12 protein-coding genes are annotated in these 15,399 nt (G+C 60.4%); 5 read left to right on the top strand and 7 right to left on the bottom strand.

Annotation, left to right across the window (positions count from 1 at the left end; genetic code table 11):
* Positions 1–46 precede the first annotated feature (46 nt).
* Positions 47–1,546: a response regulator gene (locus NZ585_04960; GenBank protein ID MCS7079388.1), complete on the bottom strand. Its 1,500-nt coding sequence runs from the start codon at positions 1,544–1,546 to the stop codon at positions 47–49.
* A gap of 405 nt (positions 1,547–1,951) precedes the next feature.
* On the opposite strand from NZ585_04960, the gene NZ585_04955 reads away from it, so the two are divergent.
* Positions 1,952–2,971, top strand: coding sequence for a lipase family protein (locus NZ585_04955; GenBank protein ID MCS7079387.1), 1,020 nt, complete (start codon positions 1,952–1,954; stop codon positions 2,969–2,971).
* A gap of 89 nt (positions 2,972–3,060) precedes the next feature.
* On the opposite strand, the gene NZ585_04950 is transcribed toward NZ585_04955, so the two are convergent.
* The 3 genes from NZ585_04950 to NZ585_04940 form a co-directional block, all read right to left on the bottom strand.
* Entirely contained in the window at positions 3,061–4,659 is a 1,599-nt protein-coding gene (locus NZ585_04950; protein MCS7079386.1) for a long-chain fatty acid--CoA ligase, read from the bottom strand.
* A gap of 114 nt (positions 4,660–4,773) precedes the next feature.
* A complete protein-coding gene (locus tag NZ585_04945; GenBank protein MCS7079385.1) occupies positions 4,774–5,460 on the bottom strand; it encodes an SOS response-associated peptidase in 687 nt (228 codons plus the stop codon).
* Between the two features lie 14 nt (positions 5,461–5,474).
* Entirely contained in the window at positions 5,475–9,347 is a 3,873-nt protein-coding gene (locus tag NZ585_04940) for an ATP-binding protein (protein ID MCS7079384.1), read from the bottom strand.
* Positions 9,348–9,597: 250 nt separating this feature from the next.
* Here NZ585_04940 and NZ585_04935 point away from each other — a divergent pair, with 250 nt between their 5' ends.
* From NZ585_04935 to NZ585_04925, 3 genes are all read left to right on the top strand, one after another.
* Positions 9,598–9,810 (top strand): response regulator, encoded by a 213-nt coding sequence (locus tag NZ585_04935; GenBank protein ID MCS7079383.1) that lies wholly within the window; start codon positions 9,598–9,600, stop codon positions 9,808–9,810.
* Positions 9,797–10,336 carry a response regulator gene (locus NZ585_04930; protein ID MCS7079382.1) on the top strand — a complete coding sequence of 180 codons (540 nt, stop codon included), beginning with the start codon at positions 9,797–9,799 and terminating at the stop codon, positions 10,334–10,336. Before NZ585_04935 ends, NZ585_04930 begins: the two co-directional genes overlap by 14 nt.
* A 131-nt stretch (positions 10,337–10,467) precedes the next feature.
* The gene (locus tag NZ585_04925; GenBank protein MCS7079381.1) at positions 10,468–11,793 is read left to right on the top strand and encodes an NAD(P)/FAD-dependent oxidoreductase; all 1,326 of its coding nucleotides are present in this window, start codon (positions 10,468–10,470) and stop codon (positions 11,791–11,793) included.
* Between the two features lie 378 nt (positions 11,794–12,171).
* On the opposite strand, the gene NZ585_04920 is transcribed toward NZ585_04925, so the two are convergent.
* From NZ585_04920 to NZ585_04910, 3 genes are all read right to left on the bottom strand, one after another.
* Positions 12,172–12,474, bottom strand: a complete 303-nt coding sequence (locus NZ585_04920) for a hypothetical protein (protein MCS7079380.1) — start codon at positions 12,472–12,474, stop codon at positions 12,172–12,174.
* A gap of 144 nt (positions 12,475–12,618) precedes the next feature.
* Positions 12,619–13,341, bottom strand: coding sequence for a sigma-70 family RNA polymerase sigma factor (locus tag NZ585_04915; GenBank protein MCS7079379.1), 723 nt, complete (start codon positions 13,339–13,341; stop codon positions 12,619–12,621).
* A gap of 36 nt (positions 13,342–13,377) precedes the next feature.
* The gene (locus NZ585_04910; GenBank protein ID MCS7079378.1) at positions 13,378–14,466 is read right to left on the bottom strand and encodes a lytic transglycosylase domain-containing protein; all 1,089 of its coding nucleotides are present in this window, start codon (positions 14,464–14,466) and stop codon (positions 13,378–13,380) included.
* A 209-nt stretch (positions 14,467–14,675) separates the two neighbouring features.
* Between NZ585_04910 and NZ585_04905 the strand changes: the two genes are divergently transcribed.
* A complete protein-coding gene (locus NZ585_04905) occupies positions 14,676–15,083 on the top strand; it encodes a hypothetical protein (protein ID MCS7079377.1) in 408 nt (135 codons plus the stop codon).
* Positions 15,084–15,399: the final 316 nt, after the last annotated feature.

The raw sequence follows: 15,399 nt of genomic DNA, 5'->3' as shown, positions 1-15,399 counted from the left end.
AATCCGGCTTCGTGCACCTTATGGACGCCGAAGTGCGCCATACCGCTTACGGCGTCGGCGCAGGAACAAGCAAGCCTTCGCGGCGCAGTTCCACCACCATCACCATGGACTCCAGATCATCCTCTAGGGCGCGCAGGCATTCCCGAAAGGAACGCCGTCCGTCAAACAGCGACTTGAGAAAACTGATTTCCGCCGCGAAGTCGTCCGGCGCCACCAGCTGCGTGAAGGATTCACTCACAACGTAGGGGCGGTCAAGGTCAGGCTCGGATTCCAGCAAGGATTGGGCTTCATCATACCGGCGGACAGCTTCGAGCAAGAGTTGCTGAGTGGAGAGCGTAATCCGCGCCGCGCGCTCAACCGGGATGCTCCGAAACGAGAACTCCCCCCGCAACCACCGAATCACCGCGTAGGCCACCCGTTCGCCTTGATAGGCTTCCAGTTCAGCGTCCAAAATCCAGCCATCGCGGATATAAAAGGTCGCCTCACGCCCATCTGACGACACTTTGAGTACGCCGGTTTTGCGGCCAGTTTCGATAATCTGCAAAATCTCCGGAAAGGAAACCTCTTGCAGTTTGCCTCGAAAATCGGCGTTCGGGTGCAACCGCCGAAGCAGGTTTTTGACCCGGAAGGTGATTTCGGCGGCGCTGAACGGTTTGACCCAGTAATCCTCGACGCCGCGCTCAAAGGCAGCGAGACGCTCTTCCTGTTGACCACGCGAAGATAAGCAGACGAACGGCACTTCACGCAAGGCCGGGTGGCGGCGCGTCCAATCAAAAAACTGCCGTCCATCCATACGTGGCATCAATAGGTCGCAAATAATTAGGGAGGGCTGGTGTCGGAGGGCGATCTCCTGGGCCTGCTCACCGTCGGCGGCTGTCACGACCGTACACCCCAACCGGCGTAGGCAGAGTGTCAGCACTTCGCATGTGCCCGGCTCATCGTCCACCACTAAAATGGTCTGGTCCGGAAACTGTTCACGGTGTTCCGGGCCGAACGAACGCTCGCCGGATTCATCCAACCAAGTCCCACGCGCGCCCTGCGTCCAGTCCCGCCGGTTGATGTTAACCAGATCAATGAGTTCTTTGCGGTACTTGGCGTCATTTTCGCCCAGCTTCGGCAGGCCTTCCACGTAGCCGCGCGCCGCCGACAGCTCGCCATGAGCTAGTAAGATTTCAACAACTTGGTGTACCCGCTCAAAGGCGTCGGCGTACCGCCCCAGTTGAATCAGCAGTTCAGTCATCAAGCGCAGCAAGCGTAGGCGTTCGTCACTGGAAGCCAGCCGCTCGGCGCGGCGGAAATAGGCCAAAGCTGTCTCAACATTGCCCTGCCTGCGGTAAATTTCCCCAGCCCGACACAGCAGCTCCACAGCGCGTCGCCCCTGACCGGCGTGCTGATAGGCGTCGCTGAGCTGTTGCATCAGGAAGGTGTCTTCCGGCGCGGCCGCCAGCTTGCGTTCGAGTTCGTCAATGTCATGTCGCTGGCGGATGTCCGTAATCAGCCCAACGACTTGCTCACGCATTGAGCGAACCTTTTCAAACAAACCCATGCTCAAGGCCCTACGTTCTTTGACCTGTTTTTGTTAGCGGCAGCTTATCACAGAGTCGTTACGGGAAGCTCACACGAGGCGCATGGGACAATAAACGCCTCAAAAATTTGAGCCGCTACCTCTTATGGAGAACCAGATAAGTGGCTGACGTGCTGCCTGAAAACCACCCACTGGTTCGGCGAGCCGACCCACCCAAAACAGGAGCTTCACCGTTCACAAGGATGCGTCACAAAGAGGCGACGCCTTTTTCAGTCGGCGCACGGTGAACAGCCATCTAGACAACGCCTGCATCCTATTGTCGCCAAAGACCTAGCTGGATACACTCACCACATCACGCAAGCGGCCGTCGCGCCTAGTTCTCCCTGATTTGCGGACGTTGTTCATCGTTTGGCAAGTGAGTAAGCCATGCATTTTGTGTCGCTTCAGCGCTGCCTCATGGCGGCAGGTTTCCTTCTCTGCTTCTGTGTGGTTCTGGGAGCGCCGAATTCGCCAGTTGCCGCTAAGGGCACAGCCGCGGCGGCCCCGGCCGTCGCGCAAGTTTCCACGGCGGGACTGACACCGCACTTCCGCAACTGGCTGGTTGCCAACGGCTACGGTGGCTTTGACTTTGCTCGCACCGACTTGAACGGTGGCAGTTATGGTGGGAAGCAAAACGACGCCGATACGGTTGTCAATCAGCCGGTCATTTTCATTCACGGCAACTCCGACAAGGCGGTTGGGACGGGCGTGCCGGGACAAAGCGGCTGGAACGCCTCGATTCAGTATTTTCTTTCGCAGGGGTACAAACCTAGCGAGTTGTACGCCACGACTTGGGGGCCGGCCAACGCTCTGCTCGCCTCGCAGCAGTATCATTCGCGTGAATATCTTACCCGCTTACGTGCCTTTATTCAGGCGGTCAAGGATTACACCGGCGCGGCCAAAGTGGATATCATCGCTCACTCGATGGGGGTGACCCTGGCGCGCAAGGCGATTAAAGGCGGCCCGGCGTCCGACGCGCTGGCCGGCGGAAACTACAACCTTGGGCCAAGCCTGACTTCCATCGTGGACACGTTTGTCGGCATCGCCGGCGGCAACCAGGGGTTGGCGAGCTGTTACCTGTCGGGACCGACGACGCCGACCTGCAGCAACACCAACGGCTTTTATCCGGGCTACTTGCTGGGCGGCTTCGGCCCCTACGGCGTTTCGGCGTTCCTGACTGAACTCAACTCCAGCGTCGGCTATGAGGGAGCCTACCGTTACTCAATCTGGTCAAGCGTGGATGAGGTCGTCGGCTACGGTTGTCTAGTTTACGGGCGCAACACCTGCCGGATTCCGGGACAGACCGGCGAGCGCAGTTTTTCATCCGCGCCGTACGGTCATTTCGGCTGCAAGGATTTGACCGGCTACTGGCAGCTGCGCATGGTCAAGTTTCACACAACAAACTAGGTGTGGTTTCCGAAACGAGGTGACAGACAAGGCTACCTGCCCGTGGCGTGCGGCGCAGGGCCGCCGCCGCACGCCAATCGGAAAGCGCACTACGCTGGCTGCGTGAGCGCTTCGCGGAGGGCCCGTTTGAGCACCTTGCCGGTCGGCCCAATCGGCAACTCGTCGCGAAACTCAATCAAACGCGGATATTTGTACGCCGCCATCTGCTCCCGACACCATTCGCGTAGTTCGTCTTCCGTGATGGTTGCGCCAGGCTTGCGGACGACGTACGCCTTGACCTCCTCACCCAATCGCTCGTCCGGAACGCCGATGACCGTCACCAGCGACACCGCCGGATGCGTCATCATCACCTCCTCAATCTCACGGGGATACACGTTATAGCCGCCGCGAATAATGAGGTCCTTCTTGCGATCCACAATTGTCAGGTAGCCGTCTTCGTCAATGAAGCCCAGATCGCCCGTGTGAAACCAGCCGTTGCGCATGGCTTCGGCCGTCGCCTCCGGGCGCTTGTAGTACCCCTTCATCACACAGTGTCCACGGACGACGATTTCCCCCACCGTACCAGGTGGTACAGGTTGGTCGTTTTCATCGTGAATCCGAATCTGAATGCCCATCAGCGGCTGGCCGACCGTACCGGGCTTGGGCGGTTTCGTAAGCTGGTTGTAGGACAGCACGCCGGTTTCCGACATCCCGTAGCCTTCCAGCACGCGCGTCTTGAACTTCTCACTGAAAGCGCGCATCAACTCCACCGGCATTGGCGCCGCGCCGACGTTGGCGACCTGCAACGTCTCGGCAATGGGCGAGACGTCAATGTTGTGCTCGTTGGCGTAGTTGAGCAGCGCCCAGTACATCGTCGGAACGGCGGCCCACGAGTTGATCCGTTCCTGAATCATTATTTCGATGGTTTGCTTGGGATCAAAACGCGGCAGCAGCACGGACGTGCCGCCGGCGTACATCACGACGCCGAACTGCGCAATGAGCGCCGTCGCGTGAAAGAGCGGTGCCGTCGAAAGCACTTTGAACTCCGCCTCCAACCGAACGTCCATCATTGGCAACAGCAAATCGCGGACATGGATGAAGTTCAGGATGAGTTGCCAGTGCGTCAACTCCGCGCCCTTTGGCTGTCCGGTTGTCCCCGACGTGTAAAGCATCAGTGCGGTGTCGAACGGACTGACCGGGGGGAGTTCGCACGTCGGCGGCTGGTTCGCCATGAGTTCCGCCAAAGTGATTGCACCGGGCAGGTCCGGCGGTGCGGCCGGGTTGGCCGGCATCACGACAAAGGTTTCACAGAGCTTCGCTTCCGGCAGCGCTGCTTGCGCCATCTGCGCCATAGGCAACTCCGGCGTACCCTCAAAGCACAGCAGCGCCTTGGCGTCACAGTCATTGAGGTGATAGGCGATCTCACGCGGTTTGAGCAGAACGTTGAGCGGCACGACAACCGCGCCCGCCTTCAAAATGCCGAAAAACGCCATCGGGAAATAAGCAAGGTTCGGACAGGACAACGCTACATGGTCACCAGGCTGAATCCCACGCGCACGTAAGCCGTTGGCGATCTGATTGGCGGCGGCCGCCAGCTGGGCGTAGGTCAGACGGGTCGGCCCGGCGATAACCGCCGTCCGGTGAGGACGATGAACGGCGTGATGATCAAGGATCGAGGCAATCGAATACGAAGCCGCAGTTGGGAGCATAGGACTAACTTCCTTCCAGTTGACGCAGGATTGACGCGCCGAGGCGCAAGGCATTCGCTATCGTCGTCGTCATCCGGAGGCGCGTCAACGGCCGTTCGCCAAGCAGTCACTCGATCAAAACAAGGCGGTTTGATGTGGCTCTAGCGCGATGGGCGCAACGAGCGTTGGATCGTCATTGGCAACGATGTTGACGGCGCGCGACACCGGGTACACGCGCATCGCTTCGGCCGGATAGGGCCGTAGCAGTCTTTCAAGCGCGTCAAGGTCGGTCGCTTCAAGCCAAGCGCGTTCCTCAGCGGGCGTCAAAATGACCGGCATGCGCTCGTGTAAGGTGGCCAGCAGCGGATTAGCCTGTGTGGTGACCACTGTACAGGAACGCTGCGGTGTCCCATCGGCGGCGGGTCGCTCGTCCCACAAACCGGCCAGCGCAAACGGGCCGCCGGTGGACAGCACGGCGCGAAACGGGGTTGTCGTACCGTCAGAGTTTTTACGCCACTCATAAAAGCCGTCGCACAGCACCCAGCAGCGACGATGGCGAAAGCTTTCACGAAAGGACGGCTTAAGGCGCAGCGTCTCGGCGCGCGCGTTGATGAGCGGTGGACCGGTTGGTTCCTTTCGCCACGCTGGGATCAATCCCCAGCGCGCAGCGTCAAGGGTTCGCGGCGCGTCATTGAAGACGACCGCCACCAACTGGGTCGGAGCGATGTTGTAGCGCGGGCGGACTTCGATCCGTGCGCTGTCTAAACCAAAGCGACGTAGCAGCTCGGGTTGAGGCGTGGCGAGTGTGTAGCGTCCACACATTTGATGGGCGGCGATCAACTCCCAATTTTGGCAATCGACATCGTAATTCGGGTGTCGGCTTCGCTTCCCGGAACACGCGGCAAAGTGATGGTAAAGCGGCTGCCCCGCCCGGGACCCTCAGAAGCAGCTTCGATCAGGCCGCCATGAGCGGTGATGTAGCTTTTGGCGATGGTCAGGCCAAGGCCAGTTCCACGGGTATTGAACTCAAACCGGCCGGACGAGTGCCGCGAGGTATCGCGTCCAGTATAAAACCGGTCAAAAATGTAAGGCAGGTCCTGCGCTTCAATACCAATTCCTGTGTCCACGACCTCGACGGTGACGGACTCCGTATCGCCCGTCGCCGTAATGAAAATCTCGCCGCCGTCGGGCGTGAATTTGATGGCGTTTTGGATGACGTTGAGCAAGGACAGGTTAAGTTTGTGGGCGTCCCCCTCGATGCGCACATCGCCGCTGACCGTCAAGGTCAGACGCTGCCCGCGCTTGGCGGTGAAGACGCTGACTTCCTGCAAAATGTCGCGGAGCAGTTCTTCAACATTCACTACGGCGCGGTTGAGTTCAAGATAGCCTTCCTGAATCTTGAGTACCTCGAAGATGTCCTCGACAATTCGCGCTAGACGGTCGGTAGTTCTCAGGCAGGTCATCAACGCCGACTGCTGGCGTTCGGTTGGTGGGTCAAACGTCCCAAGAGACAATGCCTCGATATACCCTTTGATGACCGTCAGCGGCGTCCGCATCTCATGGGAGGTCACGGCGAGGAAGTTGTTTTTCATCACATCCAGCTCCTGCAACCGCGCTACTACCTCTTGCTCACGCCGGTAGAGCCGCTCCGCCGTTTCGGCAGTCTCACGGAGTTGGCGCGTCATGGCAGCGTTTTCTATGGCGACGGCAGCTTGGTGCGTCAACCCTTCCACCAACTCGCAGTCCTGTTCTGTAAACGGCTTACGGCCGGGCGGCCGCCGAATGTCCAAAACGCCGATGGTCACGCCGTCCCGATTACGAATAGGTAAATCCATAATGCCGTGTACTCCGTAAGTTTCCAGCAGTTCGGGGTAGAGGATGTCGGGACAGTCCCGAACGTCATTGACGATGCGCGGCCGGCCGGTGGCGGCGACGCTGCCAGCGACGCCTTTGCCGGCCGGAAAACGCACCTCGGCGTCCTCCCATGCTTGCCCGTTCCAAACATGCCGCATCACGAGAACGCCGTTTTCAACCAACCCAATGCCGCCGGGTTCGCCGTGTACAAGAGCGGCGCTCTCGGACACGATTTTCCGCAACACCTCGCCAACATCGAGCGTCGAGTTGATGACGCGCGTACTGTCGAGCAACCGCCGCAAGGCGGTGATTCGCGCCTCCTGATTGCGCCGGATTTGACGAATGCGAAAGTCATACAAAGCATACCCAAAGCCGCCAAGCGCCAAGGCGTAGAGCCAGTACGCCCAAGCCTGTCGCCACGGCGCAGCTTGGATGGTGAAGCTGAGCGTGACAGGTCCAGCCATCCGCCCCTGTGCGTCGCGCGCCCAAACCTTGAACAGATAACGGCCGGGGGCGAGGTTTGAGCAATCACGGCGTGCGCGGGTTGTCCAATCCGTTGGCTCCCGGTCATAGGGAAGCAACTGGGTCTGGTACGTCACTTCGCCGCCGCGTCGCAGGACAGGCAGCCGGTAACGAAAAGCCAGGTCGCGCAAGGTGTGCGGGAACGCCGGCGCACGTCGCCCCACCGGCGACGGGTCGTCCAGCGTGAGCATTTCCACTAGAAGCTCACCCGGTGGGTCGTCGGGCCAATCATAACGAGTGTCCAACACCGCCAACCCTCTTACCGTTCCAACCCAAGCGCGCCCTTGGGCGTCGCAACCGGCGCGGCCGAAGTTGCATTCATTGCTGGGCAGGCCGTCCTCCGAGGTGAAGGTCGTCAAGGTGCGCTCGGCGTGTTCCGGCACGGCGTCCAACGCCAAACAGACCACCCCCCGATTGGTCGTCGCCCAAAGTCGTCGGCGGCCATCCTCAAACAGGTGATAGACCACATCGTTGGGGAGCGCCGGCGTCGTGCGGGTGTTGATTTGTTCTAGGATGCGCGGCGGGTCGTCGGGAGCCACACACACCAACCCACCGCCCTGCAAGCCGCACCAGAGGCGCGGTTTTCCAGCGGCGTCCGTCGTAGCGTGAAGGGCGTTGACCATCGGACGACCGCTCAGACCAAACTCAAAACGTTTCCATTCTTGGCCGACCCGGTAGGCCACGCCGTGATCGAGGCCAGCCCAAAGCCGGTGGCTGCCGTCGGGGCTGGTTGTTTCAGCAATCGTGTAAACGGCTTCATCCAAGCCGAGCGACGCGCTTTCCTGCGTATCTATCCGAACCGCCCTCAAGCCGCGATCCGAACCCACATACAGGCAGCCCGACTCGGCAGCGGCCTGTGGGCGGTGAAGGCAGTGAATATGAGCGTCCAGAGGGAGCGTCTTCACTTGGACGGCGCGCGGAGCTGGTTCATCTGTCAATCGCCAAAGTCCGCTTTGCGCCGTGCCGACCCACAACGTCCGGCGCCCACCCTGCTTGGTCGTCAACAGGGTTCGGACATCATTGGCCGGAAAGTCATGTTCCTGACCGAGTTGCATCCATTCTCCGCGTCGCCAGCGGGCGAGGCCAGCGAGCGTCCCGGCCCAAAGCGTCTCCGTCCCGTCGGCTTCCCGCCAGACTTCGGCGCACCAAGCCATATTGGACGGCAACCCGCTTGCGGCTGCGAGCGACCACCACCCACCGTAGTGTAGGTACGTCACGCCGCCGCCGCCCTGACCAATCCACACTCCGCCGCTGCGCGGCTGACTGACGAAGAGCGCGCGGACAATGTCGGTCGGTAGGTCGTACGGTGCAGCGAGCCGTCGCCACTCGCCGGCGTACCGCCAGTACAAGCCCTGATTTGTGCCGATCCAGAGCATTGGTGCGCCGTCCACGGCTTCCGCTTCAAGCATCGTGTTGATGGTCGCCTGAGCCAACGCCGCCGGCGCATCGGTGATGGGTTGCGAACGTAAGCCGACGACAAGCGCCGGTCCCTGTAATGTTCCGACCCAAACGCCGTCGGCTGTTCGAGCTTCGGCAAGGCAGGCGACGTTGTTAGCGGGTAAGCCTTCGGCGGTCGTTAAACGGTCCCAGCGATCGGAACCAAACCGGCAACACCATAGCCCATGCTCCTGCGTACCGACCCACAGCCGCGTCCCACCGGTGACGGCCATACATCGCACCACTCGGCCTTCAAGGGCGGCGGCAAATGCTGGACGTTCCCACCGCTCTTCCCGAAATCGGAACAAGCCGTCGTGCGTGCCGACCCAGAGGCCGCTGGCGACGCCTTCCACCACACTCAACAAACACGTGATGGTGTTGGCGCGCTCGCCGCCAAGCGTGTACATCCGCCACTGCTGCGCCGGATGCGCGGCAACGTCATAACGGCACAAGCCGTTCGGCGTCCCAAACCATACGCTCTCCCCGGCGACCGCCAGCGCCGTGACGGAGTTCGAGCCGAGGGCGCGCGGTAATGGGACGGCCGTCCAGCTTCGGCCGTCGAAATAGGCGGCGCCGTCCTGCGTCGCCGCCCACAAACGTCCCTGCTGATCACGCGCCAACGCTTGAATGGAATTCTGGGGCAGGCCGTCTTGATCGGTGTAGCTGCGCGTCGCCGGCTGCGCAATGCTCAGAAGGGTCGGCGGCTTCCCGGAAGCATGGTTTCCGGCGAAGCCTCCTCGAACGGTCGAAGCCGACGACTGCGCCGACGCCGGAGACAAAAACCACCACAGACCCAATGTAAGGAGCAGGAGACTGTACGTAGCCGGCGTGTTATATGTGCGCAGACACAAACGTTGAAGACAGTGACTCTCCGCCTTCGGCAAAGCGGCGGCCATGGCGACACCGTACTTGAACGCTACAGTTTGGGGAACTTGACGTTCCGCCAAACGCGGTTGTTGAAGGGCGACGGGCGTTTCATCGTGACTCTTGCGGTCACTTTGCGCGTTGCATAGGAAGCAAGTCAAGTCGCATACCCCAAGCCGCGAAGGCAAAACCGACTGTGGTGGTCGGCGATTTTGGGAAATATGCTTGGAAAGCACTCCAGGTGAGTAGTAAGCGCGTATGTCGGCATCCCACGCAGAAACGATGACTCCCGAATCAGTTCCACCTTCAAAGGGCAACATCCTCATCGTCGAGGATGATCGTTTTGTTCGTCAGGCGATTACCCATGCGTTGCGGTCGAAAGGATACGAGGTGTTTTCGGCCGCCGACGGTTGTGAGGCGCTGAGACGGCTTGCCGTAACGACCACCGAGGTGATCGTTTGCGACATTGCCATGCCGAAACATGGACGGGATTGAGCTATGCCGGACTGTCCGACTCGATCCGCGCACGGCCGGCATCCCCTTCCTCTTCCTAAGCGCCCGTCAGGACATTGAAGCCCGTTTGGAGGGACTATCGGCCGGAGCGGATGACTTTTTGGGCAAGCCTTTCAGCCTTGACGAACTGGTGTATCGCATCAATCGCCTACTGACCAATCGCCGATCACCGCTGGTGGAGGAAAGCCTTGAAGTCAATCCCAACCATCTCGGTCAGGTTTCCTTTGAGCAGGCTTTGGATTTGATCTGCACGCACGCCCTGAGCGGCTTGCTTTCCGTCATTATGCAGGACGGTGCGGTCGGGCGAGTGTCGTTTGAGGCAGGCCGGTCCACTGAAGCTGTGCTTGAGGACATCAAGGGAGAAGTCGTCGCCGAGGGACAAGCTGCGCTCGCAGTCATTCTGGCCGGCCCGCGCACGGCCTTTACCTTCTCCGGGCAACAGACGCTGGACAATGCGGTGCTGATGAGCCGGATCACGCGCATCGTCGAATCGGAAATCGCTTCTTGACAAGGGTCTCAGCTTTCATCGTCCGGCGCTGAGCGCCGTCATGCCGCTGGTTTGTCATTCTCAAGCAACGCCCGTGTGGGATAGGATGCCGCCGTCCTCCAGCCACTTTCCCGACACGGAATGTTTCTCCTATGAACGCGCCTCACACGACGTCATCGCCGGTTGACATTCTGGTTTTGGGCGGCGGGTTCGCCGGTCTCAATACGGCTTTCCAACTCTCTAACTACCCATGGACGCGCCCTGTCCGCATCACGCTTGTAGATCGGAATGATCGGTTTTTGTTCACGCCCATGGCCTACGAAATCCTAACGGGGGAGGTCGAGGTTTGGGAGATTGCGCCACTGTACCGCGACATTCTCGGCAACCGGCCGGTGACGTTCGTGCAGGGCAACATTGAGCGGATTGATCTTGACAAGCGGCAGGTGCAGGTCGCCGACAAAACGCACCGGTACGACTATCTGGTGCTGGCGTTGGGCGGGCGTCCCAACTTCCGGCAAGTACCTGGTGCAGAGAAGTATTCGCAACCCTTTTATGACCTGAGCCATGTCCAGGCCTACAAGCAACACATTGCGCAGGTGCTTGATCGTGCCAAGCAGACGAGCGATCCCAAGGCCCGGAAGGCGTTGTTGAACTTCCTTGTCGTCGGCGCTGGGACGTGCGGCGTGGAAGTGAGCTGCAAGTTAGCCGACTACCTTGACGCGCAGGCGCAGGCGCGCGGACTCGACCGCAAGGAAATGGAAATCCACTTGATTGACCGCAACGAGCGGATTTTGCGCGGTGTAGCGCACCGGCTGGAGCCGATTGCGCTGGATGCGCTCCGGCGGCGCGGCGTCAATCTGGTGCTGGATTGGGGTGTGACTAAAGTCACGCCGGAGGGGGTTGAAATCCGCTGCGACAAACAGGGAACGCTCAAGCAAGTGGCGGCGGCGACTGTCACGTGGACGGGCGGTATTGAGATGCATCCTTTGATGACGAATCTGCCGGTTGAAAAGGACTCACAGGGCCGTGTGTGCGTCACGCATCAGCTGGAAGTTCCCGGCCGGCCCGGCGTCTATGCCCTTGGTGACGCAACGCATTTCCCGACAGAGGACGGTAAGGGACTTCCGGCGACGGCGCAGGTCGCCGTCCGACAGTCGGAGATTGCTGCGTGGAACATCCGTGCCGACATTGAGGGTTGGGCCAAGCTGCCGTACATCTACATCGGCCTTGGGGAAATGCTGACGCTTGGCATTGGCGAGGCCGGCGCGGACATTTTTGGAATGTGCATCGGCGGGACGCTCGGCGCAGCGCTGCGCCGCGCCGTCTACCTGACAAAGCTGCCGACCGTTGGGCTGAAAGTGCGCGTGGGCGGTACGTGGGTCAACGCCATCGCCCAGAGCTTACTGGCGACCGGCGAACGTGCATTGGACGCCGTTCGTCAGGCAGCCGCACAGGCGCAATCCAGCCGCGCGGCATAGACGTAGAAGGCGGCGATGTCGAATACCTCAGTTCATCTTTCAGCCGGAAACGTTTGATTGCAATGTTACACCAGCATAGGTGACGCTCCAGTTTGACGACGACGGGTGAACTCTTCGTCGTCGGCCGCCTAGCAGGGGGAATCACGGCGCACTTTGGGCAGCCCTTGGGGCGCAACGCTAGCGAGGATGAAAATCGTCGCCCAATCTAGAAAGCACTTGCCGGAGTGGGAGTTCACGCCGCAGGGCGCGGCCAAGCGGTTTCACATCGAGCCAGAGCTGCCGAGCCAAACAACAGGCTCCTGACGGCGGCGGGTTATCTTCGTGCTAACGACCGGCGGCTGTTTGCGTCAGCGTTGTTGCGCGCTGCGAATAGACGACTCATGCGCCGACTGCGATGACTGTTGCCGAGGAAACAAAGGTCGCTACTCCGAAGCCCACCTGAAGCCGCGGATAAAGGGCATTCTCACGGCCACCTCGGCGGCTGTCGCCGCCAGCAACTCCACGTATAACCAGCTCATAAACTTCATAGTGCAGCACCAGCCAATCCAGGCGCGGGCGCTTTGAGGACGGCGGCGCAACGCCGGCGACCAGCGTCGCCAAGCTGGTAACGGCCATACCTGAAAGGGCGAACGCTTTGAACACCCAGTAAACCATCAGCGCCGTCAGGTTGAGAGCCAACATGCTCGCCACGTAGGCGTAGCCCAGATAGCGCCGTTCTCTTCGCCGTCAGCAACACCCAAGCACCCAGCGCCAACGCCAGAAAGCCAAAGGCGTGTGGTATGCCCTAGCACTCCCCTAGCCCGCTTTCCTCATCAATCGCGCTTTTCAATTCACTTCTTCGGTGTTGAGCAGACCCTCGCGTTTCATCGCTTCGCGCAATCGCTTGATGGCGCGGGCGTGTAGGCGCGACCCCCACGAGCGCGACAGCCCCAACTCCGCCGCGTAGTCGGCCGCGCTCTGCCCTTTGAAGTAGAGCGCCTCAATCGTCGCCCGATCCTCGTCGGGAAGCTGCGCGACCAGCCGCATCATCCGACCAATGAGGTCATCGCGTTCCAGCGCACGCGCAAAGTCCAAGCTGTTGTCGTCCGCAATTGCGAGGGCTTCGTGGTCAAGCGACAGTAGGTAAATCGGAATGAGGCTTTCCAGTTGCGCCCGAGCCTCGGCGATGTCGTCGTCCAAGGTGGCGCCCGGCGTCGGCGTCCCTGTATCTTCTTCCGCCAAAGCATGGAGAAAGTCCGTTGCGTTGGCTTCGGCGCGCGCGCGTCCACCGTCTATGCGGGCGAAGTTCGCCATTTTGCGCACTTCATCCCAAATCGCGCCTTTGATGTAGTAGTGGGCGAAGGTTATGAACGAGACGCCGCGCGCTGGGTTGTATTTCTCCGCCGCGCGCACCAGCCCCAAGTTGCCATAAGCAATGAGTTCGTCAAGTTCGACGCTGGGCGGCAGCTTGCGCACAATGTCGTAGGCGATGGTTCGCACATAGTGCAGGTGCTGCTCAATGAGGGCGTCGCGGTTGACGTTTGGGAAGGATGGCTGCGTTCCGCTCATGTCGTTTCGCGCCACCGTACGGAGAAGCCGGAGCCGTCACCCGGCGGCGGTACGGCGGCGCACGACACGAGCGACAATCTGTTCCGGGTAGTTCCGAATCTCGACAAACTTCTGGGCGGCCAGTTTAGGAAAGTACCGCGCGGCGGCCAACGCCAACGGCGCGTCTTCGCCACCCAGCGAGAGGTTTTCCCACTTGGTGGCCCACTCGCGGGCGAAGGCGACGGCCTCCGGCCCTGATAGCCCTTCTTCGCGGGCGCGGGCCAAACCGACACGGTAAGCATGCCCCATCGCAACGGTAATCGTCCCTTCACCGCCATTGTAAGCGCCCATAACGAACTTCCAGTACTCTGTTCCCTGCGGCGTGCCGTACCGTGCAAACGCTGTTTCCGCCAAGCGTTGCGCCTTGACATGCAGAAGCCGCGCCGCCGCTGGAATCGCCAAACTCGGATTGAGTCGTTCGTCGCTTTCCGTTCCGGGGACGCCGACCGAAAGGCCCAGCTCTCGCGCTTCACGGCGACCAATCTGCGCAATCCCAGCGTAGCCGTACTGGTTGACAACATCCGTTCGCAGTCCCGACTCTTGCACTAACAAACTCTTGAGCAGTTGCGGCGGGAGTCCCGGGCAGAGCGCCGCCGCCTGCTCAATAATCGGGTCAAGCTCACTGGCGGCCATTTTGTCCTTGCCGGTCACGCGCGGGGAAGCATCGCCGTCTGGCCTGTGCGCCGGCTGTTTGGTCTGACCAGAGGTTGACGCCGACCACTGAGTCTGAAGCGCCGCTAGTTCATTGAGCGTCGGTTGGACAAGGTGGGCGCTGATGTCGTTCCATTCGTCGAGGAGTTCAGGCGACTGGGATAGGTCAGCCCCAATCAAGTCGGGGTGGCGGGCTTGAAAAATCAAATCGGTCAGTTGCCACGGATCGGTAAAGCCCGCCTGCACCGCCATGACGATGGTCTTGAGTTCCTCACGGGTTCGGCGCTGCGTCTGCGGGTCGCTTCCCAACGCCTGCTCAAGGCGCGTCTCAAAGGCTGTCTTACCGACCGAACGGCTTGTTGCAGGCTGCCTCAGGAGCGCATCCGGTCGAATCCGTGTCGGGTCAGTACGTTGAATGGTCTGATCGTTGGCCATGCGCTGATCCCGTCGTCATGAACTTCTGGGGCGCACCGCGAGCTAGATGCACCCTATCCTTGGTTATCGGTTGAAGGCACGGAATGTTGCGCCGTCCCCGTTTGTAGACTCCGTGACGAGACATACGCGACGCGGCGGCTGCCTCATGGTAGCCTGTCGCGGCTTTCTTAGCCCAACAACTGCATATGTCTGAGAGGAGTAAAACCAACATGCGAAACGCTTGGGTGCGTTATGCCCTGTGTTTGTGGGCGGTACTGGCGCTGCTGCAAACGGCGACCACAGCGCGGTTGCTCGACGAGCCGAAAAAACTTCCGGCCGTCGAAGGCGAATATGACATGGAAATCACCGTGACCGGCGCAGGGATTTTTCCGGTTGAGTTGAAGGTGACACGCGATGCTGAAGGCAAGCTTGCGTGTGAATCGAAAGACCAGATCGGCGTGTCCATCACAGGCATTACGGTGGATGAAGAAGGCAACGTCATCCTAAAGGGAAACTACCAAGGGATGGACTTTGAGTTTAAAGGCAAGCTGGAAGGCGAAACGATGAAGGGCGAGTTTGACATTTCCGGCTATGCCGGGACCTGGGTCGCCACACGCAAGAAAAGCGCTACACCGTAGCAGACAACGCAGCGGCGCGCCGACATGAAGCGGCGTCCGGCATTGCGCTAGCCTTTTTCATCTGCTCCCTCGTCGTCGCACGTAGCAGGGGCGCCGTCGCTCGGTTTGGTGTAGGCAGCCGGCGAGGTCGGTTGAAGTGCAAGGCAACGCCGCGAGAACAAAAACTTTGCGCCGGGAAGCAACTGGTTTGCTTGGCTTCACGAAAAGCAGCTGCCATCTGGCTAGAGCAGACAACCGCCCCCTCACTTGTCAACAACACGTCGCCAGATAATCCCCCTTCGGGCGACTAGGCGAGTTGTGTCACCGCGCCGTTGTT

The sequence above is a fragment of the Chloracidobacterium sp. genome (assembly GCA_025057975.1).
Classification (GTDB): Bacteria; Acidobacteriota; Blastocatellia; order Chloracidobacteriales; family Chloracidobacteriaceae; genus Chloracidobacterium.
This window is presented reverse-complemented; position numbering and strand designations above follow the sequence as displayed.